The sequence below is a fragment of the Sphingosinithalassobacter sp. LHW66-3 genome, from assembly GCF_050703275.1.
GTDB lineage: Bacteria > Pseudomonadota > Alphaproteobacteria > Sphingomonadales > Sphingomonadaceae > Sphingomonas.
The window spans coordinates 518,570-542,217 of record NZ_CP193482.1 but is presented as its reverse complement, the minus strand read 5'-3'; the positions used below and the strand labels follow the sequence as shown (position 1 = coordinate 542,217).

The 23,648-nt window shown below is 66.2% G+C and carries 25 protein-coding genes and 1 tRNA gene; 23 read left to right on the top strand and 3 right to left on the bottom strand.

Annotated elements, in window-relative coordinates:
- Positions 1–53: 53 nt before the first annotated feature.
- From tsf to ACQ450_RS02465, 13 genes are all read left to right on the top strand, one after another.
- Complete coding sequence (tsf, locus tag ACQ450_RS02525) at positions 54–983, top strand: translation elongation factor Ts (RefSeq protein WP_431470381.1); 930 nt, start codon at positions 54–56, stop codon at positions 981–983.
- A gap of 181 nt (positions 984–1,164) precedes the next feature.
- On the top strand, positions 1,165–1,902 hold the full coding sequence (gene pyrH, locus ACQ450_RS02520; protein WP_188054963.1) for a UMP kinase: 738 nt from the start codon (positions 1,165–1,167) through the stop codon (positions 1,900–1,902).
- A gap of 12 nt (positions 1,903–1,914) precedes the next feature.
- Positions 1,915–2,472 (top strand): ribosome recycling factor, encoded by a 558-nt coding sequence (gene frr, locus ACQ450_RS02515; protein ID WP_188054962.1) that lies wholly within the window; start codon positions 1,915–1,917, stop codon positions 2,470–2,472.
- 63 nt (positions 2,473–2,535) lie between these two features.
- On the top strand, positions 2,536–3,267 hold the full coding sequence (locus ACQ450_RS02510) for an isoprenyl transferase (RefSeq protein ID WP_431470380.1): 732 nt from the start codon (positions 2,536–2,538) through the stop codon (positions 3,265–3,267).
- Complete coding sequence (locus ACQ450_RS02505; RefSeq protein ID WP_431470379.1) at positions 3,264–4,040, top strand: phosphatidate cytidylyltransferase; 777 nt, start codon at positions 3,264–3,266, stop codon at positions 4,038–4,040. Before ACQ450_RS02510 ends, ACQ450_RS02505 begins: the two co-directional genes overlap by 4 nt.
- Positions 4,037–5,194 (top strand): 1-deoxy-D-xylulose-5-phosphate reductoisomerase, encoded by a 1,158-nt coding sequence (gene dxr, locus ACQ450_RS02500; RefSeq protein ID WP_431470378.1) that lies wholly within the window; start codon positions 4,037–4,039, stop codon positions 5,192–5,194. The genes ACQ450_RS02505 and dxr overlap by 4 nt, the downstream gene beginning before the upstream one ends.
- Positions 5,191–6,324 (top strand): M50 family metallopeptidase, encoded by a 1,134-nt coding sequence (locus ACQ450_RS02495; protein ID WP_431470377.1) that lies wholly within the window; start codon positions 5,191–5,193, stop codon positions 6,322–6,324. Before dxr ends, ACQ450_RS02495 begins: the two co-directional genes overlap by 4 nt.
- A 72-nt stretch (positions 6,325–6,396) precedes the next feature.
- On the top strand, positions 6,397–9,165 hold the full coding sequence (gene bamA, locus ACQ450_RS02490) for an outer membrane protein assembly factor BamA (protein ID WP_431470376.1): 2,769 nt from the start codon (positions 6,397–6,399) through the stop codon (positions 9,163–9,165).
- Positions 9,165–9,800, top strand: coding sequence for an OmpH family outer membrane protein (locus tag ACQ450_RS02485; protein WP_431470375.1), 636 nt, complete (start codon positions 9,165–9,167; stop codon positions 9,798–9,800). The genes bamA and ACQ450_RS02485 overlap by 1 nt, the downstream gene beginning before the upstream one ends.
- Before the next feature lie 59 nt (positions 9,801–9,859).
- Positions 9,860–10,285: a 3-hydroxyacyl-ACP dehydratase FabZ gene (gene fabZ, locus ACQ450_RS02480; protein ID WP_431471262.1), complete on the top strand. Its 426-nt coding sequence runs from the start codon at positions 9,860–9,862 to the stop codon at positions 10,283–10,285.
- A 95-nt stretch (positions 10,286–10,380) separates the two neighbouring features.
- The gene (gene rpmE / locus ACQ450_RS02475) at positions 10,381–10,614 is read left to right on the top strand and encodes a 50S ribosomal protein L31 (RefSeq protein WP_188054955.1); all 234 of its coding nucleotides are present in this window, start codon (positions 10,381–10,383) and stop codon (positions 10,612–10,614) included.
- A 73-nt stretch (positions 10,615–10,687) separates the two neighbouring features.
- Positions 10,688–10,999: a PilZ domain-containing protein gene (locus ACQ450_RS02470; protein ID WP_188054954.1), complete on the top strand. Its 312-nt coding sequence runs from the start codon at positions 10,688–10,690 to the stop codon at positions 10,997–10,999.
- A gap of 40 nt (positions 11,000–11,039) precedes the next feature.
- On the top strand, positions 11,040–11,657 hold the full coding sequence (locus ACQ450_RS02465) for a hypothetical protein (RefSeq protein WP_431470374.1): 618 nt from the start codon (positions 11,040–11,042) through the stop codon (positions 11,655–11,657).
- On the opposite strand, the gene ACQ450_RS02460 is transcribed toward ACQ450_RS02465, so the two are convergent.
- Positions 11,658–11,747: transfer RNA gene (locus ACQ450_RS02460), tRNA-Ser, on the bottom strand. It lies immediately after the preceding gene.
- A 90-nt stretch (positions 11,748–11,837) separates the two neighbouring features.
- Here ACQ450_RS02460 and ACQ450_RS02455 point away from each other — a divergent pair.
- Genes ACQ450_RS02455 through ACQ450_RS02410 form a run of 10 tightly spaced genes read left to right on the top strand, consistent with a single transcriptional unit; the run spans position 11,838 to position 21,731 of the window.
- Positions 11,838–12,884 carry a lytic murein transglycosylase gene (locus tag ACQ450_RS02455; protein ID WP_188054952.1) on the top strand — a complete coding sequence of 349 codons (1,047 nt, stop codon included), beginning with the start codon at positions 11,838–11,840 and terminating at the stop codon, positions 12,882–12,884.
- Entirely contained in the window at positions 12,868–13,773 is a 906-nt protein-coding gene (locus ACQ450_RS02450) for an SPOR domain-containing protein (RefSeq protein ID WP_431470373.1), read from the top strand. The genes ACQ450_RS02455 and ACQ450_RS02450 overlap by 17 nt, the downstream gene beginning before the upstream one ends.
- 30 nt (positions 13,774–13,803) lie before the next feature.
- Positions 13,804–14,961: a D-alanyl-D-alanine carboxypeptidase family protein gene (locus ACQ450_RS02445; protein ID WP_431470372.1), complete on the top strand. Its 1,158-nt coding sequence runs from the start codon at positions 13,804–13,806 to the stop codon at positions 14,959–14,961.
- The gene (locus tag ACQ450_RS02440; protein WP_431470371.1) at positions 14,954–16,063 is read left to right on the top strand and encodes a DNA polymerase III subunit delta'; all 1,110 of its coding nucleotides are present in this window, start codon (positions 14,954–14,956) and stop codon (positions 16,061–16,063) included. Before ACQ450_RS02445 ends, ACQ450_RS02440 begins: the two co-directional genes overlap by 8 nt.
- Before the next feature lie 46 nt (positions 16,064–16,109).
- Positions 16,110–17,675, top strand: a complete 1,566-nt coding sequence (metG, locus tag ACQ450_RS02435; RefSeq protein WP_431470370.1) for a methionine--tRNA ligase — start codon at positions 16,110–16,112, stop codon at positions 17,673–17,675.
- The gene (locus tag ACQ450_RS02430; RefSeq protein WP_431471261.1) at positions 17,675–18,451 is read left to right on the top strand and encodes a TatD family hydrolase; all 777 of its coding nucleotides are present in this window, start codon (positions 17,675–17,677) and stop codon (positions 18,449–18,451) included. The genes metG and ACQ450_RS02430 overlap by 1 nt, the downstream gene beginning before the upstream one ends.
- Positions 18,452–18,471: 20 nt before the next feature.
- Positions 18,472–19,236: an MBL fold metallo-hydrolase gene (locus ACQ450_RS02425; RefSeq protein ID WP_188054947.1), complete on the top strand. Its 765-nt coding sequence runs from the start codon at positions 18,472–18,474 to the stop codon at positions 19,234–19,236.
- Complete coding sequence (locus tag ACQ450_RS02420; protein ID WP_431470369.1) at positions 19,233–19,886, top strand: retropepsin-like aspartic protease family protein; 654 nt, start codon at positions 19,233–19,235, stop codon at positions 19,884–19,886. The genes ACQ450_RS02425 and ACQ450_RS02420 overlap by 4 nt, the downstream gene beginning before the upstream one ends.
- Positions 19,887–19,943: 57 nt before the next feature.
- A complete protein-coding gene (mazG, locus tag ACQ450_RS02415; protein WP_431470368.1) occupies positions 19,944–20,696 on the top strand; it encodes a nucleoside triphosphate pyrophosphohydrolase in 753 nt (250 codons plus the stop codon).
- A 21-nt stretch (positions 20,697–20,717) separates the two neighbouring features.
- The gene (locus ACQ450_RS02410) at positions 20,718–21,731 is read left to right on the top strand and encodes a 2-hydroxyacid dehydrogenase (RefSeq protein ID WP_431470367.1); all 1,014 of its coding nucleotides are present in this window, start codon (positions 20,718–20,720) and stop codon (positions 21,729–21,731) included.
- A gap of 7 nt (positions 21,732–21,738) precedes the next feature.
- Here the strand turns inward: ACQ450_RS02410 and hflX are convergent, their stop codons facing one another.
- Positions 21,739–23,031 (bottom strand): GTPase HflX, encoded by a 1,293-nt coding sequence (hflX, locus tag ACQ450_RS02405; protein ID WP_431470366.1) that lies wholly within the window; start codon positions 23,029–23,031, stop codon positions 21,739–21,741.
- Entirely contained in the window at positions 23,028–23,519 is a 492-nt protein-coding gene (hfq, locus tag ACQ450_RS02400) for an RNA chaperone Hfq (protein WP_188054941.1), read from the bottom strand. The genes hflX and hfq overlap by 4 nt, the downstream gene beginning before the upstream one ends.
- Between the last annotated feature and the right edge of the window lie 129 nt (positions 23,520–23,648).

Below are 23,648 nucleotides of genomic sequence, written 5' to 3'. Positions count from 1 at the left end.
GCAGGGCCAGGCGCACTGCTCCGCCCGTCTTTTTTAGCATCGAGGAAGAAAACATGGCCGAGATCACCGCATCCGCCGTCAAGGAACTGCGCGAGCGCTCCGGCGCCGGCATGATGGACTGCAAGAAGGCGCTGAACGAGACCGGCGGCGACATGGAAGCCGCCGTCGACTGGCTGCGCACCAAGGGCCTTGCCGCTGCTGCCAAGAAGTCGAGCCGCACGGCGGCCGAGGGTCTGGTGGGCGTGGCGGTTGCCGGCACCAAGGGCGCGGCGGTCGAAGTCAACTCCGAGACCGACTTCGTCGCGAAGAACGATCGCTTCCAGGATTTCGTCCGTGAAGTGACGCAGATCGCGCTCGAGGCTGGCGACGACATCGACGCGATCAAGGCGGCGAGCATGCCGTCGGGCACCACCGTCGAGGAAACGCTGACCAACAACATCGCGACCATCGGGGAAAACCAGTCGATCCGTCGCGCCAAGCGCCTCGAAGTGTCGAAGGGCGCGGTGATCCCCTATGTTCACAACGCCGCTTCGCCGGGGCTCGGCAAGATCGGCGTGCTGGTCGCACTGGAGAGCGATGCGGGCGTCGACGTGCTCGAGCCGCTGGGCAAGCAGATCGCGATGCACATCGCCGCAGCCTTCCCGCTGGCGCTCAATGCCGAGGATCTCGATCAGGACGTGATCGCGCGCGAACGCGCAGTCGCGACCGAGAAGGCGCAGGAAAGCGGCAAGCCCGCCGAGATCGTCGCGAAGATGGTCGACGGCGCCGTGGCGAAGTTTGCCAAGGAAAACGCGCTCATGAGCCAGCTGTTCGTGATGGACAACAAAACGCCGATTTCGGACGTGGTGGCCAAGGCTGGCAAGGATGCCGGCACGACGATCACGCTGAAGGACTATGTCCGCTTTCAGCTCGGCGAAGGCATCGAGAGGGAAGAGAGCGACTTCGCCGCCGAAGTCGCCGCGACGGCGGGCATCAAGAAGTAAGCGTCGCCTGAACGTCACGATCAAGGGGCGCGGTCACCCGTGGTGGCCGCGCCCTTTTTGTGCACGGCTCCTGTGCGGCTCGCGCCCGCGAGCAGCCGCTGCCTTCTCCGCTTGGCATCCCCAGCGCGCGCCTCTAAGGTCCGCGCCGCCGCGCATGCCGCTCCCTTGATATTTGGATTCCATGACACTTCCCCGTCTCAATCGCGTTCTGCTGAAGCTTTCCGGCGAGGTCCTGATGGGGCCGGGGCAGTTCGGGATCGATCCGGCGACCTGCGAGCGCGTGGCGCTCGAGGTGAAGGAGGCGAAGGACAGCGGGCTGGAAATCTGCCTGGTCGTCGGCGGTGGCAACATCTTCCGCGGGCTGGCGGGCGCGGCCCAGGGCTTCGATCGCGCCAGCGCCGACTATATGGGCATGCTGGCGACGGTGATGAATGCGCTGGCCATGCAGAACGCGCTCGAGAAGGTCGGCGTCCAGACGCGGGTGCAGTCGGCGATTCCGATGGCAAGCGTCTGCGAACCCTATATCCGGCGGCGCGCGCAGCGGCATATGGAGAAGGGCCGGGTGGTCCTGTTCGCTGCGGGCACCGGGCTGCCGTTCTTCACGACGGACACGACCGCGGCGCTGCGGGCGGCGGAAATGGGCTGTGACGCCTTGCTCAAGGGAACCAGCGTCGATGGCGTGTACGATGCCGACCCGAAGAAGGTCGCCAACGCCCGGCGGTACGATACGCTCAGCTTCAATCGCGTCCTGGCAGACAATCTGAAGGTGATGGACGCCAGCGCCGTTGCGCTGTGTCGCGACAACAATATTCCGATCGTGGTGTTCAATATCCGCGAATCGGGGAATCTGGCAGCAGTGTTGCGCGGCGAAGGCCGCTCCACCGTGGTCCGGAACGAAACCGAACCGACGAACGCATAAGAGGAAACCGGAATGGCCGCTTACGACAAGGCCGATCTCGAACGCCGCATGAATGGCGCCGTCGAGAGCCTGAAGAGTGATCTCGCGGGGCTTCGCACCGGCCGCGCTTCCACGTCGCTGCTCGATCCCGTGACGGTCGAGGTCTATGGTGCGCAAATGCCGCTCAATCAGGTCGCGACCGTTTCGGCGCCCGAGCCGCGGATGCTCTCGGTTCAGGTGTGGGACAAGACGAACGTCGGGCCGGTCGAGAAGGCGATCCGCTCGGCCGGGCTCGGGCTCAATCCGATCAACGATGGTCAAACGCTCCGGCTGCCGATTCCCGATCTTACCGAGGATCGCCGCAAGGAACTCGCGAAGCTCGCCGGGCAATATGCCGAGAAGGCGCGCATCGCCGTCCGCAACGTTCGCCGCGACGGCATGGACAGCTTGAAGACCGACGAGAAGAAGGGCGAAATCAGCGAGGACGAGCAGAAGCGGCTCGAAGCTGAAGTCCAGAAGCTGACCGACGCGACGGTGGCGGACATAGACAGCGTCACCGCTGCGAAGGAAAAGGAAATTCTGGGCAAGTGATGCCTGGGCACCTGCCTTGGGCCGATGGCGGCGGAACACCCGCGGACGCGGAGGCCTAACGCCATGGCTGCCCGCGCCGCTCCGGCCGCAGAGCCCGGCATCGTCCCGCGCCACGTCGCCATCATCATGGATGGCAACGGGCGCTGGGCAAAGGCTCGATTCCTGCCGCGAATCGCTGGACATCGCCAGGGCGTGGAGGCGGTGCGACGCGTCTCGCGGGCGGCGCGCGCCGCCGGCATCGAAGTCCTCACCCTCTACGCCTTTTCTTCCGAGAACTGGCGGCGGCCGGAGGAGGAGATCAGCGACCTGATGGGGCTGCTGCGCCACTTTCTTTCGAGCGAGCTCGACGATCTGGTGGCGGAGGGTGTTCGCCTGCGGGTGATCGGCGACTATCACAGGCTGGCGCCCGATCTGGTCCGGATGATCGATCAGGCGATCGCGCGCACCACCGCGCATGCCGGTCCGACGCTGGTGATCGCGCTGAACTATGGTTCGCAGGCGGAAATCGCTTCGGCTGCGCGCCGGCTTGCCGAGCAGGTCGCGGCCGGCACGCTCGCCCCTGCCGATATCGATGAGGATCGCTTCGCGGCAGCTCTCGCGACACAGGATCTGCCGCCGCTCGACCTTGTGATCCGGACGTCGGGCGAACAGCGCCTGTCGAACTTCCTGCTATGGCAGGCCGCCTATGCCGAGCTGCTGTTCATCGACACGCTGTGGCCGGATTTCGACGAGGCGGCGCTGAACGACGCGCTGCGCCAATATGGCCGGCGGCAGCGCCGTTTCGGAGGCCTGTGACAACGTCGACTTCGGAACTGGCGGTTCGCGCAACGGTCGCGTTCGCGCTCATTGGGCTCGGCGTGGCTGCTTTGCTGGCTGGGGGCTTCGGTTTCTGGCTCGTGACTGCGATCGTCGGCGTGCTGATGATGGGCGAATGGGCGGCGCTGACCGGCGCCGGCCAGCGGCAGAAGCGGCTCGCGCAATATGCCCTTTCGGTTCCGCTCGCCATCCTGTGCCCGCTGGCGGCGGGCCCCGGCTTCTTCGCGATCGGCTTGCTCGTCGGAGCCGCATTTTTCATCGCCGCGGCGACGCGGAATCCTCGGCTTGCCGGCGGCGCGCTCTATATCGGATTGCCGATTCTCGCGCTGCTGTTGCTGCGCGCGCAGCCGGACGGGCTGTTGCTCACCTTCTGGGCGATGGGTCTGGTATCCGCATGCGATACGGGCGCGCTGTTCGCGGGGCGCAGCCTTCGGGGTCCATTGCTCGCGCCAGCGATCAGCCCCGCCAAGACCTGGTCTGGACTGATCGGGGGCGCGGTTGCCGCGACGGTCTTCGCCGCACTGCTCATGCCGCTGGGCCTGCCGCTTCGTCTGGTGCTGGTGACTGCATTGCTCGCGCTGCTTGCGCAGGCCGGCGATCTTTTCGAAAGCAGTCTCAAGCGCCGCGCCGGCGTGAAGGATTCCGGAACGATCCTGCCCGGCCACGGCGGGCTGCTCGATCGGCTCGACGGTCTCGTGCCGGTAGCACCGGCAGCCGTGTTACTCGTACTCTTGCCCGCCTGGATCTCATGAAGCGGATCACCATCCTGGGCGCGACGGGCTCGATCGGAAGCTCCACTCTCGATCTGGTCGAGCGCGCACCCGAACAGTTCGAAGTGCTCGCACTCACTGCCAACCGCGACGTGGCGAGGCTCGCCGCGGCCGCGATCCGGACCAATGCGAAACGTGCCGTCGTCGCCGACGCGAGCTGCCTCGGCGCGTTACGCGACGCGCTCGCAGGAACCGGCATCGACTCGCAGGGCGGTGCGGAAGCCGTATGCGACGCAGCCCGGATGGGCGCCGATTGGACGATGGCCGCGATCGTCGGGACCGCAGGCTTGCGCCCGACGATGTCGGCGATGGAAGCGGGAGGGATCATCGCGCTCGCCAACAAGGAGGCACTGGTCTCGGCCGGCGACGTGATGATGGCCGCGGCACGCGCATCGACGGTGACGCTGCTGCCGGTCGATTCCGAGCACAATGCCGTGTTCCAATGCTTCGATTCCGCCGCCTCGCATCGCGTTCGCCGGATCGTCCTGACGGCGAGCGGCGGCCCCTTTCGCGAAACGCCGCTCGAAGCGATGCGCACCATCACGCCCGAGCAGGCGGTGGCGCATCCCAACTGGAGAATGGGCGCGAAAATCTCGGTCGACTCCGCGACGATGATGAACAAGGGGCTCGAACTGATCGAGGCGTTCCATCTGTTTCCGGTGCGCGCCGATCAACTTGACGTCCTCGTTCATCGCCAGTCGGTCGTGCATTCGATGGTCGAATATGTCGACGGTTCGGTGCTGGCGCAGATGGGCACTCCCGATATGCGGACGCCCATCGCCTATGCGCTCGCCTGGCCCGATCGCATGGCCACGCCGTGCGAGCCTCTCGATCTCGCGCGCATCGGTCGGCTCGATTTCGAGGCGCCGGATCCGGTTCGCTTTCCGGCGCTGCGGCTCGCGCGTGGCGCGCTCGAGGCAGGCGGAGCGCGCCCGGCGATCCTCAATGCCGCCAACGAAGTCGCTGTCGAGGCTTTCCTGCACCGGCGGATCGGCTTTCTTGAAATTGCCGCAATCGTTGCCGATACGCTGGAGTGCTATGACCCGGCTGCTCCGGAAACGCTCGACGCCGTACTGGCAATCGACGCCGAGGCGCGGCGCGTTGCCGGCGGGCGTGTGAAGGACTGCGTCGCTTGATCGAACCCCCCGGTATCCTCTTCACGGTCCTTGCCTTCGCGCTCGTGATCGGGCCGCTCGTCTTTCTCCACGAACTCGGCCATTATCTCGCGGGCCGTCGCTTCGGTGTGAAGGCCGAGGTGTTCTCGGTCGGCTTCGGCCGTGAGGTCGCAGGCTATACGGACCGGCACGGCACGCGGTGGAAGTTCGGTTGGTTGCCGCTCGGCGGGTATGTCCGCTTCGCCGGCGACATGAATCCGGCAAGCCAGCCCAGCCAGGAATGGCTCCAGCTTCCGCCCGAGGAGCGGGCGCGGACGTTCCAGGCGAAGAAGCTCTGGCAGCGCGCGATCATCGTCGCCGCTGGGCCCGTGGCAAACTTCTTGGTGGCAATCCTGATCCTCGCGGCGTTCGCGCTGGCGTTCGGCCAGAACCGCACGCCGACGGTCGTGGGCAGCGTCGTGCCGGGCAGCCCCGCTGCCGAAGCCGGTCTGCGGCAAGGCGACCAGATCCTCGCGATCGGCGGCCGACCGGTCGAGACGTTCAGCGAAATGGCGCAATATACTCAGCTTCGGCCGGGCGAGCGTGTCTCGGTCGCCTATCAGCGCGGCAGCCAGCAATTGTCGGGCGAGGCCGTGCTCGCGACGCGGCTGGAGCGGGATCGGTTCGGCAACGAATTCCGGATCGGGCAGCTCGGCGTCGGGCCGGGGGAACCCGTTCATGAGCCGGTCGGCGTGCTGGAGGCTCCGATCGTCGGAGTCACGATGACTGCCGACATCGTCCGTACGATGGTCGACGGGCTCGGGCAGATCATCACCGGTCGCCGATCGGTGGAAGAGCTCGGCGGGCCGCTCCGCATGGCCCAGATTTCGGGGCAGCGGCTGGTTCTGGGACCGACCGAGTTCGTGTTCCTGATCGCGCTGATTTCGATTAATCTGGGATTCATCAACCTGTTGCCAGTTCCGATGCTCGATGGCGGTCATTTGTTCTTCTATGCAGTCGAGGCAGTGCGCCGGCGCCCGGTCGATCCGCAGGTGATGGAATGGGCGTTTCGCGGCGGGCTCGCTGCAATCTTCGCGCTGATGCTGCTGGTCACGCTCAATGACCTGGGCGCGTTCGGCGTCTGGAAGAATCTGGCCGGCTTGATCGGCTGACGAAGGTGGGGCAGGGCGGTTCGGGTGCAGGCAGGGCAGCCGGGCCATGACGATTTTCCGACTTGGGGTGGGATGGTGACAGCGATCAAGGCTAGCAATTTCGGCGCACGCGCCACCGGTACGTTGCTCGCGGGCTCGATGCTCGCGGGCCTCGTGATCGCGGTGCCTGCCCTCGCCCAGGAGGCCTCTGCTCCGCAGCAAGCTCCGGCGCCTGCCCAGGCCCCGGTGGCGGCTCCCCAGGAGGAGCAGCGTGTGATCCGTTCGCTCCAGGTCGAGGGTGCGCAGCGCATCGAGCGGGAGACGGTGCTTTCCTACACCCAGCTTCGTGTCGGCCAGCCCTATACGAACGAGACGCTCGACCAGGCGATCGTCGATCTCTACGCGAGCGACCTGCTCGCCGACGTGACGATCGCCGGCGCCGAGACGGGCGACATCGTGATCCGCATTCGCGAGAATCCGATCATCAACCGCGTGCTCCTCGAAGGCAACAAGCGCCTCAAGGACGACAAGATCACTCCGGAAATCCGGCTCGCGCCGCGCCAGATCTTCACGCGGACCGCGGTTCGTGCCGATGTCGCCCGCATCGTCGAGCTCTATCGTCGCCAGGGGCGGTTCGCCGCAGTGATCGAGCCGCAGATGGTGATGCTCGACCAGAACCGCGTCGACGTCGTGTTCGAGATCCGCGAGGGGCCGAAGTCCAAGGTTCGCCAGATCAACATCATCGGCAACGAGCAGTTCTCCGATGGCGAGCTGCGCGGCGAGATGGCGACGAAACAGTCCCGGCTCTGGACGATCTTCAGCTCGAACACGAGCTATGACCAGGATCGTCTCGCCTATGACCAGCAGAAGCTGCGCCAATTCTATCTGACGCAGGGCTATGCGGATTTTCGCGTGATCTCGGCAGTGGCCGAGCTGACGCCGGACAACCGCGACTTCATCATCACCTATGTCGTGGAAGAGGGGGAACGCTACAAATTCGGCGACGTGACGGTCGACAGTGCGATCCGCGATTTCAACGATCAGGCGCTCGCTGCCTCGCTGCCGTTCCGCGAAGGTGACTGGTACGACGCGAAGAAGGTCGAGGATGCAGTCGACCAGCTCAGCGAGATGGCTGGTCTGTACGGCTATGCCTTCGCCGACGTGCGGCCCGAGTTCCAGCGCAACCGCGAAGACCTCACCATGGGGATCAACTTCAACGTTGCCGAGGCGAACCGTACCTATATCGAGCGGATCGAGATCACCGGCAACACCCAGACGCAGGACGAAGTGATCCGCCGCGAGTTTCGCGTGGCGGAGGGGGATGCCTTCAACACTTTCCTCGTCAAGCGCTCGCAGGACCGCATCAACTCGCTGGGGTATTTCCAGGAAGGCTTCGAGATCGAGCAGCGGGAGGGTTCGTCGCCAGATCGAATCGTCCTGGCGGCGAACGTCGAGGAAAAGGCGACTGGCGAACTCACGCTGTCGGCCGGTTTCTCGAGCCTCGAGCGCTTCATCCTTCAGGGCTCGATCCGGCAGCGGAATTTCCGCGGCAAGGGGCAGACGCTGTCCGCCTCGCTCAGCTATTCGTCCTATTCAAAATCGGCCGAGCTGGGGTTCACCGAGCCCTATCTGTTCGATCGCAACATCGCACTGGGCGGAACGATCTTCCGCCGCGACTACAATGCGTTCAACTATGTCGGCAATGATCGCGAGACGACCTACAGCCAGGTTTCGACCGGATTCCAGCTCGTCACCGGCGTTCCGCTCACCGAATTCTGGACGCTCTCGGGTCGTTACACGCTGACGTACGACGATGTGTTCCTCGACAGCTCGTTCAACGACGCGCAGGGCAATTGCGATCCCGCGCGCGCCGGCCGCTACTATTGCGAGGCCGTGGGCGAGCGGCTCACGTCGATGATCGGCGTCTCGGTGATCCATGACAGCCTCAACAGCCGGATCCGTCCGTCGCGCGGCAACCGGGTCGTGCTCGGCCTCGACTTCGCGGGTCTCGGCGGCGACGTGCGCTATCTTCGCGGTCGTGCCGAGTTCGACAAATACTGGGACGTCGGCAGCGGCTTCATCTTCTCGGTCGGAGCCGAAGGCGGCTATATTCACTCCCTCGAGGAGAGCCCGGGCCCCGGCATCGATCCGGTCCGTATCACCGACCGCTTCTATCTCGGCGAGCCGCAGTTCCGCGGATTCGATATCCGCGGCGTTGGTCCGCGCGTGCAACGGATTCCCTACACCGGGGATCCGACGACGGGCACGCAGCTGCTGGTGACCGACGAGGACCGGATCATCGACGATGCGATCGGCGGCAAGGCCTATTATCTCGCCAAGGCCGAGCTCGAGATTCCGCTCGGAAGCGGCGCGCGCGAGCTGGGCCTGCGGCCTTCGGTCTTCGTGCAGGCGGGTGCTCTGTTTGACATTACCGAACCGCTGCGGACGGTGGCTTTCCCGCGCGCCACCGACGCGGCAGGCAATCCGCTGACCAACGCCGATGGCTCGCCGACTCTGCTGCCCAGCCCGCAGCTGGACGACGCCGGCAATCAGCTCTACGTCAACAGCTACACCACCAGCTCCGGCGTCCTGGCGAGCCGTTTGACCACCTGTTCGATCGGCTATGCGGCCAGCGCCTCAGAGCCCTGCTCGGGGACGGCGGTAAACCCCACGGCACCCGGAACTGCGCCGTTCTTCGAGCGGTTCGTAGGGAACTCCGCGATGCCGCGCCTGTCGGTCGGGGTCGGCGTCAACTGGAATTCTCCCTTCGGCCCACTGCGGATCGACGTGGCCAAGGCGCTGATCACCGAAGAGGGCGACGACCCCAAACTGTTCACCTTCAACGTAGGGACACAATTCTGATGAAGAGCTTCGCAACGGCACTCACCGCCGCACTCGTTTCCGCTTCGGCCGTCGCCGTCGCAGTGCCCGCCGCCGCGCAGACCGCCCCGGGCATCGGCGTCGTCAATCTGCCCGAAGTCGTGCAGCGCTCGGCCGCCTATCAGGCCGCGATGCAGCAGATCCAGACGACCTATGCCGCGCAGATCCAGCAGGCACAGCAGCGTCGCCAGGCGATCCAGACCGAGCTGCAGCCGCAGGTGCAGGCGTTTCAGCAGGCGCAGCAGGCGCAGAACGCCGATCGTCAGGCGCTGACGCAGCAGTATCAGGCAATTCAGCAGCGCGAGCAGGCCGCCCAGCAGGAACTGAACACGATCCTCCAGCCCGTCGCGCTCGCCCAGGCCTATGCCGAGGAGCAGGTCGTTGCGCAGCTCGAGGCCGCGGTTGATCGCGTGATGCAGAACCGTCAGCTCGCGATCGTGCTGCGTCCCGACTCCGCCGTGAAGTTTCTCCCGTCGGTCAATGTGACGCAGGATGTGGTGAACGAACTGAACACGGCGCTGCCGAGCGTCTCGACGACCCCGCCGGCCGGGTGGCAGCCCGGTGGCGAGCAGCAGCAGCAGCAGGCCGCGCCCCAGGCGCAGCCGCAGGGCCGGTGAGCGACGCCGCCGACACGAACGAGCGGGCCGTGATCGGCCCGCTCGACATCAGCCGCGTGATGGCCGCACTGCCGCATCGCTACCCGATGCTGCTGGTCGATCGAGTCGAGGAACTCGTTCCCGATCAGCGGATCGTCGCGATCAAGGCCGTGTCGATGAACGAGGAGTTCTTCCAGGGGCATTTTCCCGGAAGGCCGATCATGCCGGGCGTCCTCCAGGTGGAGGCGCTTGCGCAGGCGGCGGGCGTGCTCGCGGTCGAGAGCCTCGGCCTCGCCGGATCGGGCAAGCTCGTCTACTTCATAAGCATCGACGGCGTGAAGTTTCGCAAGCCGGTCGAACCGGGCGTGCTGCTGCGGCTCGAGGTGGAATTCGTTCAGAAGCGCGCGCGCGTCTGCAAATTCGCGGGCAAGGCCATGCTCGGCGACGACATCGCGACCGAGTGCGAATTCACTGCGATGATCGCCGATCCGCCCAAGGCAGGCTAACGCGGCTCCGCCCATTGCCAGCGGCGGGCGGCTCTGCTAGGGGCCGCGCCTTCGCTGCCGGTCGGAAACCGGCGGGATTTCCAAGGATTTGAGACATGAAGAAAGACGCGCACCCCGATTATCACATGATCAAGGTGCAGATGACCGACGGCACCGTGTTCGAAACGCGCTCCACCTGGGGCAGCGAAGGTGACACGCTGCAGCTGGACATCGACCCGCTCGCGCATCCGGCTTGGACCGGCGGCAACCAGCGCCTCCTCGATGCCGGCGGCCAGGTCGCACGCTTCAACAAGCGCTTCGGCGGCGGGATCTCGCTTCGCAAGAAGTGATCCGGCAGCGGCGTTAACGCGCCATTAGCCACATCTGATTAGCCTTGCACGGATGATGCAGGGCAGATCCGTCATGTTCGCGGCCGAGGTCGAGCCCGCCGAAGGGCTCGGCCGTCGGCGCAGCTCGCGCGCGCCGGTCTCGCTCGACGCGAGGATCGGGCGCGGAGGCCTTGATCGGGCGCTGTGCAAGGTGACCGATCTTTCGATGCACGGTGCACGCCTCCAGACCTACTCGGCACTCAAGGCGGGGAGTATGGTCTGGCTGACCCTTCCCAATGTGGGACATTGCGCCGCACGCGTCGTCTGGGCCGATGATTTCGAGGCCGGCTGCGAATTCCGAAATCCGCTGCCCGTCGAGGCTTTCGAGGCGCTCGTCGCCTCCTGATTCGTTCCGCGCCTTTCCGACAACGACCGTAACCGCATGATTGCATCGCCCCGATCGAGCGGCCATCCTCTGCTTCTTCGTTGCAGGGGATCAGGCGATGCAGGCTGGCTGGCTCTGCATGCTACTGCTGGAGGCGGCGCTGCCTGCCGCTGGAGATCAGAGCGACGGCCGAACTGCTCTGCCGACGCGCGACGTCCTGTTGCTGCTCCTCCTCGATCAGCGGGTCACCTCCGATAGCATTCCGTCCTCGCCGAATCTTCTGTCGGCGAACCCGGCCGGGCGCGGGAGGGATGCGGGCCGGTCCGCCGTCACTCCCGGTTTCTCGACATTCGAGACGATGACGGTTCCGGAGCGCTCCCGCGCATTCGACAATGATTTTCTCGCCCACGGTGCAGAGGCGCCGTCCGCCCGCTTCGACGCCGCCCCGAGCGCTGCTGAGGCTGCCTGGAGCGTCGCTGAGGACCGCGGCCAACGCATCGACGATCAGCGCCTTCATGTCGTTTCGGCCGGGCTCCGGGACGAGCGCCGGCCGCATCGCGGCCGATCGGCGATCGACACGCGCATCGAGGTGCGCATGGACGGCGACAGCGACACACCACAAGTGACCGTTCGTGGGGGAATCGCCAGCGCAGCATGGACCCTGCTGACGGACGAATGATGGCGGAGAGGGTGGGATTCGAACCCACGGTGAGCGTGAACCCACGGCGGTTTTCAAGACCGCTGCCTTAAACCACTCGGCCACCTCTCCCGGTTATTCGTCCGCTATTGCGGTGTGATCTTGCGCGCAAGTCGTCTTTGGGGGTTCAGCCCGCGCCGCCGCTGTGGCAGAGAGTGACCCATGCGAACATTGCGAGTTGCGTTGCGTGGAACTGTGATCGGTGCGCTGACCGTTGCGGCGGCGGCGCTTGCCGGTGGATCGGCGATTGCGCAGGACGAGGCAGGCTTCCAGGCCTATCTGCAGACCGTTGCGCAAAAGGCCGAGGCGCAGGGGATCAGTCGTCGCGCGATCGAATCCGTGCTGCCGGGGCTGACGCTGAACCAGCGGGTGATCGAGCTCGACCGCGACCAGCCGGGCGGGAGCGCCAATGCGCCGATCCCGATGTTCGCGCCCTATCGCGAACGGCACGTCGATACCGCACGGATCACCCGCGGGCAGGCGGCCTATCGTCGCGAGCGCAGCCGGCTCGCGGGCATAGAAGCGGAAACCGGCGTTCCCGAATCGATCATGGTCGCGATCTGGGGGCACGAAACCAATTACGGCGCGATCATGGGCGGCTTCGATGCTCCGCGCGCGCTGGCGTCACTGGCCTATGAAGGGCGGCGGCGCGAGCTGTTCGAAGGCGAGCTGCTCGCCACGCTGAAGATGATCGACATGGGCGTGCCGCGCGACAAGCTGACCGGCAGTTGGGCAGGAGCGCTCGGCGGGCCGCAGTTCCTCCCGTCGGTGTATCTGCGGCTGGCGCGCGACGGCGACGGGGACGGGCTGGCCGATATCTGGTCGAGCGACGCCGACACGCTCGCTTCGATTGCCAACTATCTTTCCAATGCCGGGTGGCGACCAAACCAGCCCTGGGGCATTCCCGTCAGCGTGCCCGACACGCTCGATCGGATCGCGATCGCCAACGAAACGACTTCGCCGCGCTGCCCGCGCGTGCACGAACGGCACAGCCAGTGGCGCAGCATGGCGGAGTGGCGCGCGATGGGCGTCGTTCCCGAACGCGGCATGTGGCCCGCCGACGACGTCCAGGCGACACTGCTCGAACCCGACGGGCCGGGGAACACAGCCTATTTGCTGACGGGCAATTATCGCGTCATCCTCGACTATAATTGCTCGAATTTCTATGCGCTCTCGGTAGGGATCCTGGCTGATGAAGTCGCACGTTAGCCTCGCCGCGCTGGGCGCGCTGCTGTCGCTGTCCGCCTGTGGCGCAATGCGCGAGGATCCCGAATGGGTCTATCCCGCGGATATGCAGCAGGGCGCAGCACCGGTACCCTACCCGCAGCAAGGCTACCCCGACTACCCGGCCGCGATGCCGCAGCCGGGTGGCCCGCCGCCCAGCAGCGGCCCGCAGGGAACATCCCAGAGCGATCCGACGGAGAGCCGCTACGATCAGGTCGGCTATGCCAGCGTGCGCGGCCTCGCCAGCGAGGATCCAGCGACCGCGAGCCAGGTCGTTGCGGTGCACCCGGTGCTGCCGACCGGCACCTTCGTCGAAGTCACGGCGCTCGACAGCGGGCGCACGATCCTGGTCCTGGTCACAGGCGCGATGGCGCCGGGCAGGGGCGAAATCGCCCTGTCTCCGGCGGCGGCGCAGCAGCTCGGCATCCGCGACACGACTCCGGTGCGCGTCCGCAAGGTAAATCCCTCCGCACAGGACCAGGCGGCGGTGCGCGCCGGCGGTTCGGCCCCGCCCCGGATCGACGCGCCCGAACCGTTGCTCGTCGGACTGCGCAACCGGCTCGGTGCCGCGCCGCCTGCCGTGGCCGCCACACCGCCCGTGCAGGGCGCTGCTCCGGGTGCCGGCTATCCGCCGCCCGGCGCTGCGCCGGCTGCGGCGACACCGCGCGGCCGCTACTATGTTCAGGTCGCCGCGCTTTCGAACCAGAGCCGCGCCCAGTCGCTCGCGCAGAGCCTCGGCGGCTTCGTGCAGCCGGCGCGCGGCCTCTATCGCGTTCAGATGGGTCCCTTCGCCTCCGCTGCCGAGGCCGAAAGCGCCCGCACGCGCGCCGCGCAGCGCGGCTTCGGCGACGCGCGCGTCTTCACCAACGACTAACCACCCTCCAGATCCCCGGACCACGACATCATGAAGAAGCTGTTCGCCGCTCTCTCCGCGCTGCTCCTCGCCATCCCCGCCGCCGCGCAGGCGCCGTTGTTCGACACGCCGGCCGAAATCGCCTTCATGAAGGATCTCTCGTCGGGTGCGGTGCTGTTCGCGCGCAACCCCGACCGGCGCATCCCGCCCGCGTCGATGGCCAAGATGATGACGACCTATGTCGCGTTCGACCTCATCAAGCGCGGCGAGCTGAGCCTCGACAAGAAGGTCGAGGTGCGGCCCGAAACCTGGCGCCAGTGGCATTCGCAGGGTTCGACGATGTTCCTCTCGGCGAACCAGCAGGTCAGCATCGGCGATCTGCTCCACGGCGTCGTCACGCTGTCGGGGAATGACGCATCGGTGGTGCTCGCCGAGGGCATCGCAGGGACCGAGGAAGCCTTCGTCAATCTGATGAACCAGAAGGCACGCGAGCTTGGCCTTTCGAACAGCCACTTCGGCAATTCCAACGGCTGGCCGGACGAGGGGCGCACCTATGTCTCGGCGCGTGATCTGGCCACGCTGGCGGCGGCGACGATCCAGAATTTCCCCGATCTCTACGAGCGTTTCTATTCGCAGCACGACTTCGCCTGGACGACTGCCGACGGGACCACCATTCGCCAGCCCAATCGCGACCCGCTGCTCGGCCGGGTCGAGGGCGCCGACGGGCTGAAGACCGGCCACACCGAAGAAGCGGGCTATGGCTTCACCGGATCGGCCGAGCAGAACGGCCGCCGGCTTGTGATGGTCCTTGCCGGTCTCGACAGCTACGGCGGCCGCGCCGAGGAGTCGGTGCGCTTCATGCAGTGGGGCTTCCGCGCCTGGAACGCGCGCCCCATCGTGAACCAGGGCCGTGTCGTCGAAACCGCCGAAGTGCAGGGTGGCTCGGCCGGAAGCGTCGGTCTCGTCGCACCGCAGGCACTGACCGTCACCGTGCCCGCCGGCTCCGCACCGGACATGCAGGCGCGCGTCGTCTATCACGGGCCGATCCAGGCGCCGATCGCCGCTGGTGACCACATCGCCGACCTGATCGTCACCATTCCCGGCATGGAGCCCCAGACGCTTCCGCTGGTGGCGGAGAAGGACGTCGCCGAAGCGGGTTTCTTCCGGCGCATCTGGGTGGGCCTCATGTCGCTGCTCGGTCTTGCCTGACCGGTCCGCCGCCGAGCCGGGATTTGTCGGAAACGAAGCCGCTCGGGCAGCCTTCGCGGATGCGGTCAACGGTCAGGCCCTGCATCATGGCTGGCTGATCGCCGGTCCGGAAGGATTGGGCAAGGCCAGCTTCGCGCGGTTCGCGGCGCTGAGGCTGCTGGCATCGGCGAGCGGGCCCGAGCCGTTCGACATGCCCTGGCACCGGCTGATGGCGGACAAGACGACGCGGATGTTCGCCGCGGCGGCGCATCCGGACTATTTAGAGCTCGCCCGGCTGCCCGGCTCCGTTGCGCCCGACAAGACCAGCTATTCGGCGCTGAACCGCATCGTTGCGCCGGACCGGATGCGCTTCCTGCGCGCCACCTTTCCGGAATTTTCGCCGCCCGACGAGATCGAAGCGAAGGACGAGGCCGTTCGACGCGGCATCAGCGTGCATCAGGCACGCGCGCTCATCCATGCGACGGGGGCGAAGCCTGCCTTGTCGTCGCGCCGGGTGGTCGTCGTGGACAGCGCCGATGATCTGGAGAGATCGGCTGCCAACGCGCTGCTGAAGATCCTCGAAGAGCCGCCTGCGGGCACGATCTTCCTGCTCGTCAGCCATTCGCCGGGTCGGCTGCTGCCGACCATCCGTTCGCGCTGTCGACTGCTGCGCTTCGAACCGTTGAGCGATGCCCAGATCACTGCCATCCTCCGCGCCGAACTGCCCGACGCGAGCGCGGCGGAAATCGACGCGCTGAAGCGCGCGGGGGAGGGCTCGCCCGGTCGTGCCCTGCGCTTTGCCGGGCTTGATCTGGCGGCGCTGGAGACCGAGCTTGCCGCCCTGGCCGAAAGCGGCGACCCTTCGAACGTCGTGCGCGCGCGCCTTGCCAAGCTGCTCGGCACAAAGGCGGCGCAGGCGCGCTACGAAGCGTTTCTCGATCGCGCACCGAGCTTCATTGCCGAGCGCGCCCGCTCGCTGCGGGGGACGGCGCTTCGTGAGGCGCTCGATGCCTATGAGGCAGCCGTGGCACTGGCCGGAAGCGCGGTCGGCCTCTCGCTCGATTCCGGCGCGACCGTGTTCGAGATGAGCGGCCTGGTGGCGCGCCTCGCGCCTCGCAACTGAGGCGTCGCCTCTTTGCGCGCCCGGCAAATCGCTCTAAGCCGCGCGCATGGCCGATCCCTATTACATCACCACCGCGATCCACTATCCGAACGGGCGTCCGCACATCGGGCACGCCTATGAGATGATCGCCGCCGATGCGATCGCGCGCTTCCAGCGTCAGGCGGGCCGCGACGTCCGCTTCCAGACCGGTACCGACGAGCACGGGCTCAAGATGGTGCAGACGGCGCGCGGGCGCGATGTTGAGGTGCGCGCTCTTGCCGATGAAATGTCAGGATATTTCAATGATCTCGTGAACGATCTGAACATTTCATGCGACCGTTTCATTCGCACGGTGGAGCCTACGCATTTCGCCGCCAGCCAGGCGATCTGGCAGGCGATGGCGGATGCGGGCGACCTGTATCTCGATCGCTATGAGGGCTGGTATTCGGTTCGCGACGAAGCCTTCTACGAAGAAAAGGAACTGGTCGAAGGCGAGGGCGGACAGAAGCTCTCGCCGCAGGGCACGCCGGTCGAATGGACGGCGGAGGAAACCTGGTTCTTCCGCCTTTCGAAATATCAGCAGCCGCTGCTCGATCATTTTGCCGCCAATCCCGACTTCATCCGGCCGGAGAGCCGCCGGAACGAAGTGCTGCGTTTCGTCGAGGGCGGGCTGGTCGACCTTTCGGTCAGCCGAACCAGCTTCGATTGGGGCGTGCCGGTGCCGGGATCGCCCGGCCATGTGATGTATGTCTGGGTCGATGCGCTCACCAACTATATAACTGGTGTCGGCTACCCGGAGAGAGGCGGCGATTTTGCGCGCTACTGGCCTGCCGACCTGCACCTGATCGGCAAGGACATTGTCCGCTTCCACGCGGTCTACTGGCCGGCGTTCCTGATGTCGGCAGGCTTGCCGCTGCCCAGGCAAGTGTTCGGCCATGGCTTCGTGCTTGCCCGCGGCGGCGAGAAGATGTCGAAGTCGGCAGGCAATGTCGCGGACCCGGTGGCGCTGGCCGAGCGCTATGGCGTCGATCCGCTCCGCTATTTCCTGCTGCGGGACATCAGCTTCGGAAACGATGGTAGCTATTCGGATGATGCCATTGTTCTGCGGTCGAATTCCGATCTAGCAAACAGTTTCGGAAACCTTGCGCAGCGCACGCTCGCCTTCATCGCGAAAAACCTCGAAGGGGCGTTGCCGCAGGCGGGGAAGGGCGACGCCGCCGACGATGCGCTGCTCGATACCGTCCGCAGCTGCATCGACGAATATCGGTCGCATTTCGCCGAGCTCGCGATCACCCAGGCGCTGGAATCGTGGATGCGCGCCGTGTTCGCCTGCAATGCCTATATCGACACCCAGGCCCCTTGGGCGCTGCGCAAGACCGATCCCGATCGGATGCACGCCGTGCTCGGAACGCTGCTTCGCGCGATCCGCGACCTCGCGATCGCGATTCTGCCGGTCGTGCCTGCCTCGGCGGGGAAGCTGCTCGACCAGCTGGGCATCGAGGATCGCAGCCACGCCGCGCTCGCCGACGCGGAGTGGTATGATCGGCTGGCGAATTCGGGGTTTCGCATCGCGCCTCCGACCCCCATCTTCCCCAGGCTGGACTTGCAGCAGACGGAGGATGCACCGGCATGATGCTGGCGGACAGCCATTGCCATCTCAATTACAAGGGTCTGGTCGAGCATCAGGACGCCGTTCTCTCGCGTGCGCGGGAGCGGGGGGTCGTCGCCATGCTCAACATCGCCACGCGCGAGAGCGAATGGGATGACGTGCTCGCCACTGCCGAGCGTGAGCCAGACGTTTGGGCGACCGTGGGCATCCATCCGCACGAAGCCGACAAGCATCCCGACGTGGACACTGCCAAGCTGGTCGCCCGCGCTGCCCATCGGCGCGTCGTCGGCATCGGTGAAAGCGGGCTCGACTATTATTACGACCATTCGGATCGCGACCGGCAGCGGGCAAGCTTCCGCGCACATCTCGCCGCGTGCCGCGAGACGCAGCTGCCGATCGTCGTCCACACCCGCGACGCCGAGGACGACACCGCCGATATCCTGCGGGAGGAAATGGGGAAGGGCGGCTTTCCCGGCGTGATCCACTGTTTCACGGCCAGCGGCGCCTTCGCCGATATCGCGCTCGATCTTGGCTTCTACATTTCGATTTCCGGTATCGTGACGTTCCGCAACGCCAAGGATCTCCAGCAGACCGCAGCCCGGCTGCCGCGCGAACGGCTGTTGATCGAAACCGATGCGCCCTTCCTTGCGCCGGTGCCGCACCGCGGAAAGACCGGCGAGCCGGCGTTCGTTGCGGACACTTGCCGATTCCTGGCAGAGCTGCGCGGCGAGGATCCCGGCGAACTGGCCCAGGCGACACGCGAGAATTTCCACACGCTGTTCGCGAGGACGCGAACCTGAGCGGCGGCACGCAAGGCACGATGAAGATCCGCATCCTTGGATCGGGCACATCCTCGGGTGTGCCGCGGCTCGGCAATGACTGGGGCCGCTGTGATCCGGCCGAGCCGAAAAACCGGCGAACGCGCGCCTCCGTGCTCGTCTCCACTGCCACGACGACCGTGCTGGTCGACACGGGGCCGGACATGCGCGCTCAGCTTCTCGCCGCCGACGTGGCTGCGGTGGACGCAGTGATATGGACACACGATCACGCCGACCATTGCCACGGCATCGACGATTTGCGGCAGATCATGCACGAGCGCGGCTCCCCGGTCCCGGGCTTCGCCCGGCCCTGGACCGCCGAACGGCTCGAGCAGCGGTTCGACTATGTCTTCTTCGGCCGCGGCGGCTATCGCCCGACTGCCACCATGACGCCGCTGCCGGACGTGCTCACGATCGGCGACTTGCGGATCCGCGTCACCGATCAGCCGCATGGCGGCATAACCTCGGCCGGATTGCGCTTCGAACATGGCGGCAAGTCGATTGGATATGCCACCGATTTCAATGCGATGACCGAAGACATGCGCAGCCTGTATGAAGGGCTGGAAATCTGGGTCGTCGACGCGTTGCGGCGTGAGCCGCACCCGAGCCACTCGACGCTCGACGCCGTGCTCGGCTGGATCGCTGAACTGCGCCCGCGCCGGTCAGCGCTGATGCATATGGATAACAGCATGGACTATGCTACGCTTGCCGCCGAGTTGCCCGAAGGCGTCGAGCCGGGGTTCGACGGGCTGGAGATCGCCGCGTGAGCGAAAGCGAGACGATCAACCTCCTCTGGACCGTCGGAGTGCTCGTCCTGGTGGTGAGCGCGCTCGCTGCGCGCCGCACGAGCTTCGGGACGATCCTGCGCGGGCTCGCCGTCTGGACAGGGATCGGGCTGATCCTGTTCGTCGTCATCTCGCATCGCCACGAACTGAGCGGCGTCTTCGCTCGAGTCGGCGACCAGCTGGGTCTCGGGAGCCAGCGCGTCGAGGGCGAGACGGTACGCATCCGGATGAGCCCCGATGGCCATTTCTGGGCGCGGGCGACTCTCAATGGAGTGCCGCGACGGATGCTGATCGACTCGGGCGCAACGATCACTGCAATCTCCGAGCAGACTGCGCAGGCCGCCGGCATCGAGACCGGCGGCGCGGGTTTCCCGGTGGTGATCCAGACCGCCAACGGCAGCGTTGCCGCGCAGCGCGCCCGCATCGAGCGCGTGGCCTTGGGGCCGCTGCGCACCGAGAACCTCGGCGTTGTCGTGGCGCCAAGCTTCGGCAATCTCGACGTACTCGGCATGAACTTCCTGTCGCGGCTCGGTTCGTGGCGCGTCGAGAACAACACGCTCATCCTGGAGCCGGGGAGCAGCGCGCAGAGCGCGGAGGGCTCATCGAACGGCGCCAAGGCCGAACTCGAGTGAGCTTTACATAATGTATATTATCGTTCCAAACATGTGGCTCGGAAAGGGCCGCTGCCGATGACCCCCCCCGGAAATCTCGCGCGCCTGACCGCGATCATGGAGCGGCTGCGCGACCCGCAGCGCGGCTGCGAATGGGACGTCGCCCAGAGTTTTGCGACCATTGCCCCCTACACGATCGAGGAAGCCTATGAGGTCGCCGACGCGATCGAACGCGGCGACATGCGCGACCTGCGGGACGAACTCGGCGACTTGCTGCTCCAGGTCGTCTTCCATGCGCGCATCGCCGAGGAATCCGGCCATTTCGCGCTGCCCGATGTCATCGCCAGCATCTGCGACAAGATGGAGCGGCGCCACCCGCACATCTTCGGGGATGCCGAGCACCGCGGCGACTGGGAACAAATCAAGGCCGAGGAGCGGGGCGAGAAGGCGACCGACGACAGCGCCCTGGCGGGAGTCGCGCTTTCCCTCCCTGCCCTGTTACGCGCGGAAAAGTTACAGAAACGTGCATCCCGCACCGGCTTCGACTGGCCGGATGCAAGCGGCGCCCGGATGAAGATCCACGAGGAAATCGCCGAAGTCGAAGCGGCGGAGAGCGACGCCGAGCGCGAGGAGGAAATCGGCGACCTGCTGTTCGCGGTCGTCAACTGGGCACGCAAGCACGCGGTTGATCCCGAAGCCGCGCTGCGCGCCGCGAATGCGAAGTTCGAACGGCGCTTCAGGATGATGGAGCGCGCAGCCGGAGAAGGATTCGCAGCACTCGATCTCGACGGCAAGGAGGCGCTGTGGCAGTCGGCGAAGCAGCGAGGCTGAAGTCGTCACGGAGAGCAGCCCATGCGTGTCGCCCTGTTCGGCACCAAAGCCTATGACCGGGACTTCTTCGAAGCGGCCAATGCGCGCCATCGGCACCGCCTGACCTTTTTCGAGCCGCGGCTCGATCATGCCACGGTCGCGCTGGCAGAGGGCCAGGATGCGATCTGCGTCTTCGTCAACGACTGCGTCGACGAGACCGTGCTCGAAACGTTACGGGCGCAGGGCGTTCGCCTGGTGGCGCTGCGCTGTGCCGGCTACAACAATGTCGATCTCGCCGCTGCCGAGCGGCTTGGCATCGCGATCGTGCGCGTGCCCGCCTATTCGCCCGAAGCGATCGCGGAGTTCACGATCGGCCTGATGCTGGCGCTCGATCGCCGAATCCACCGCGCCTGGGCGCGCGTGCGCGAGAACAATTTCGCACTCGACGGCCTGATCGGCCGCACGCTCGCGGCCCGCACCGCCGGCGTGGTCGGCACGGGAAGGATCGGCGCTTTGGTCGCGCGGACGCTGCGTCTCGGCTTCGGCTGCGAGGTGCTGGCGCACGACATCGCCGCTGATCCCGATCTCGAGGCAATCGGCGTGCGCTATGTCCCGCGCGAGCAACTCCTCGCCGAAGCGGACGTCGTGACGCTCCACTGCCCACTGACGCCAGATACGCACCATCTGATCGACGCCGAGGCGATCGGCAATGCCCCTCCTCGCGTGATGATCGTCAATACAAGCCGCGGCGCGCTGATCGACACCACATCGCTGATCGAAGGCCTGAAATCCGGCCGGATCGGCGGTGTCGCGCTGGACGTCTACGAACAGGAGGCCGATCTCTTCTTCGAGGATCTCTCGAACCAGGTGATCCAGGACGATGTTTTCCAGCGGCTGCTCACCTTCCCCAACGTCCTCATCACCGGGCATCAGGCCTTTCTGACCGAGGAATCGCTGAGCGTGATCGCGGAGACGACGCTGGAGAGCATCAGCGATGCCGAGGCGGGGCGCCCGCTCAGCAATCGCGTGACGCTTGCGGCCACCCGGCCCGGCTGAGCGCTGTTCAGCCGTCGCGCGATTCGAAGCGTTCGTGATCGCGCGGCGCCATCCGCACGTCGTACACCGAACGGCCCTCCTCCAGCCAGTGGTCGCAGACTTCGCCATGCTGGTGGAGCCAGGCCGCGCCCGCTCCGTCGGCGGGATCGAGCGCGATGGTATAGCGCCTGTGGCCCTGAGTCAGCCGCGCGGCGACCTTTTCGACCAGCCCGTCCACTCCCTCGCCCGTCCATGCCGACAGCGCGACGACATCGTCGCGGCTGGCGGCGATCTCGAGCAGCTCGGCGCGTCGGTCCTCGCCGATCATATCGATCTTGTTCCATGCCTCGAAGCGCGGCGTTGTCTCGGCCACGCCGATCTCGCCGAGCACCTTCTCGACGTCGGCGCGCTGCGCTTCGCTGTCGGGGTGCGCGATGTCGCGGACGTGGATCAGCAGGTCGGCCGAGGTCACTTCCTCCAGGGTCGCCTTGAATGCCGCGACCAGTTGGGTCGGCAGTTCGGACACGAATCCCACTGTGTCGGAGAGGATCGCTTTGTCGATGCCCGGCAGCGAAATCTGCCGCAAGGTCGGATCGAGCGTGGCGAACAGCAAATTCTCCGCCATGACGTCAGCGCCAGTCAACCGATTGAAAAGCGTGGACTTTCCGGCGTTCGTATAGCCCACGAGCGCGATTACCGGCCAGGGTGCCCGCTGGCGCCTGTCACGCTGGAGCGTGCGGGTGCGGCTCACCTGATCGAGCTCGCGCCGCAGCCGCGCCATGCGGTCGCGGATCAACCGACGGTCGGCCTCGATCTGTGTCTCCCCCGGGCCGCCCAGAAAGCCGAAGCCGCCGCGCTGCCGCTCGAGATGGGTCCAGCTGCGAACGAGCCGACCTGCCTGATAGTCGAGATGCGCGAGTTCGACCTGCAAGCGGCCTTCGGCGGTGCGCGCGCGCTCGCCGAAGATTTCGAGGATCAGGCCGGTACGGTCGATCACCTTGCAGCCGAGCGCTGTTTCCAGGTTGCGCTGCTGCACCGGCGTCAGCGCGGCATCGAAGACGGCGAGCTGCAACTCCTGGTCGCGCACGGTTTCCGCGAGTGCGTCGACTTGTCCCGATCCGATCAGCGTGCCCGGCTTGGGCTGACGCAGCCGAAACGAAACGCGTTCGTGCACCTCAATCCCGATCGCCGCGGCAAGCCCGGCGGTTTCCTCGAGCCGTGCCTCGGAATCGCGCGAAGAGCCGCCGATGTCCGGGTACACCACGACCGCTCGCGCGCCACGGGCGAAATCATCCGCCTCGCGATCGAATCCCGTGCTCAATCGGCGTCCGATCCGCTCGCTTCGTCGGCGAGATTGAGCGGGTGCGCGGGCTGGATGGTGGACACCGCATGCTTGTAGACGAGCTGCGCCATGCCCTCGCGCTGGAGCAGCATACAGAACAGGTCGAACCCGGCGATTTGCCCCTGGAGCATCACCCCGTTGACCAGGAACATCGTGACGTTTTCCTCGGCCTTTCGCACGGCGTTCAGAAAGATCTCCTGCAATACCGGGTTCTTGTGCTGGAACTCTCCAACCGCTTCGAGCAGCGCGGAGGTATCCATCGGACCGGCGGGCATGATGGTGGAGATCGCATGCTTGTAGATCAGCTGCGACTGGCCGTCACGGCGCAGCAGAACCGAGAAATTGTCGAACCAGGTGACGATGCCCTGAAGCTTCACGCCCTTTACGAGAAACATCGTCACGGGCACTTTCGAGCGGCGCAGCGAGTTCAGGAAAAGGTCCTGGAGCGAAGCCTGCTTTTCGGCCATGTCGCCTCCTTGTTCTTGGCGGAATTTTCCCGCGGCGCGCCGTTCCCCGGCGTCGGAGCGCCCGCCGGAAGGCGGGCTCGCGCCAATCTAGGTGCTGCGGTGCCCCGCGTCCAGCGCGGCGATGCGCGC

Excerpts from the sequence above, each read along its gene's own strand:
- dxr (WP_431470378.1), top strand. The coding sequence starts at position 4,037 with ATGAAGCGGATCACCATCCTGGGCGCGACGGGCTCGATCGGAAGCTCC.
- ACQ450_RS02485 (WP_431470375.1), top strand. The coding sequence starts at position 9,165 with ATGAAGAGCTTCGCAACGGCACTCACCGCCGCACTCGTTTCCGCTTCG.
- ACQ450_RS02430 (WP_431471261.1), top strand. The coding sequence starts at position 17,675 with ATGCTGGCGGACAGCCATTGCCATCTCAATTACAAGGGTCTGGTCGAG.
- rpmE (WP_188054955.1), top strand. The coding sequence starts at position 10,381 with ATGAAGAAAGACGCGCACCCCGATTATCACATGATCAAGGTGCAGATG.
- tsf (WP_431470381.1), top strand. The coding sequence starts at position 54 with ATGGCCGAGATCACCGCATCCGCCGTCAAGGAACTGCGCGAGCGCTCC.
- metG (WP_431470370.1), top strand. The coding sequence starts at position 16,110 with ATGGCCGATCCCTATTACATCACCACCGCGATCCACTATCCGAACGGG.
- ACQ450_RS02410 (WP_431470367.1), top strand. The coding sequence starts at position 20,718 with ATGCGTGTCGCCCTGTTCGGCACCAAAGCCTATGACCGGGACTTCTTC.
- ACQ450_RS02445 (WP_431470372.1), top strand. The coding sequence starts at position 13,804 with ATGAAGAAGCTGTTCGCCGCTCTCTCCGCGCTGCTCCTCGCCATCCCC.
- frr (WP_188054962.1), top strand. The coding sequence starts at position 1,915 with ATGGCCGCTTACGACAAGGCCGATCTCGAACGCCGCATGAATGGCGCC.
- fabZ (WP_431471262.1), top strand. The coding sequence starts at position 9,860 with ATGGCCGCACTGCCGCATCGCTACCCGATGCTGCTGGTCGATCGAGTC.
- ACQ450_RS02470 (WP_188054954.1), top strand. The coding sequence starts at position 10,688 with ATGTTCGCGGCCGAGGTCGAGCCCGCCGAAGGGCTCGGCCGTCGGCGC.
- bamA (WP_431470376.1), top strand. The coding sequence starts at position 6,397 with ATGGTGACAGCGATCAAGGCTAGCAATTTCGGCGCACGCGCCACCGGT.
- ACQ450_RS02455 (WP_188054952.1), top strand. The coding sequence starts at position 11,838 with ATGCGAACATTGCGAGTTGCGTTGCGTGGAACTGTGATCGGTGCGCTG.
- ACQ450_RS02425 (WP_188054947.1), top strand. The coding sequence starts at position 18,472 with ATGAAGATCCGCATCCTTGGATCGGGCACATCCTCGGGTGTGCCGCGG.
- hfq (WP_188054941.1), bottom strand. The coding sequence starts at position 23,519 with ATGGCCGAAAAGCAGGCTTCGCTCCAGGACCTTTTCCTGAACTCGCTG.
- ACQ450_RS02510 (WP_431470380.1), top strand. The coding sequence starts at position 2,536 with ATGGCTGCCCGCGCCGCTCCGGCCGCAGAGCCCGGCATCGTCCCGCGC.
- mazG (WP_431470368.1), top strand. The coding sequence starts at position 19,944 with ATGACCCCCCCCGGAAATCTCGCGCGCCTGACCGCGATCATGGAGCGG.
- ACQ450_RS02450 (WP_431470373.1), top strand. The coding sequence starts at position 12,868 with ATGAAGTCGCACGTTAGCCTCGCCGCGCTGGGCGCGCTGCTGTCGCTG.
- pyrH (WP_188054963.1), top strand. The coding sequence starts at position 1,165 with ATGACACTTCCCCGTCTCAATCGCGTTCTGCTGAAGCTTTCCGGCGAG.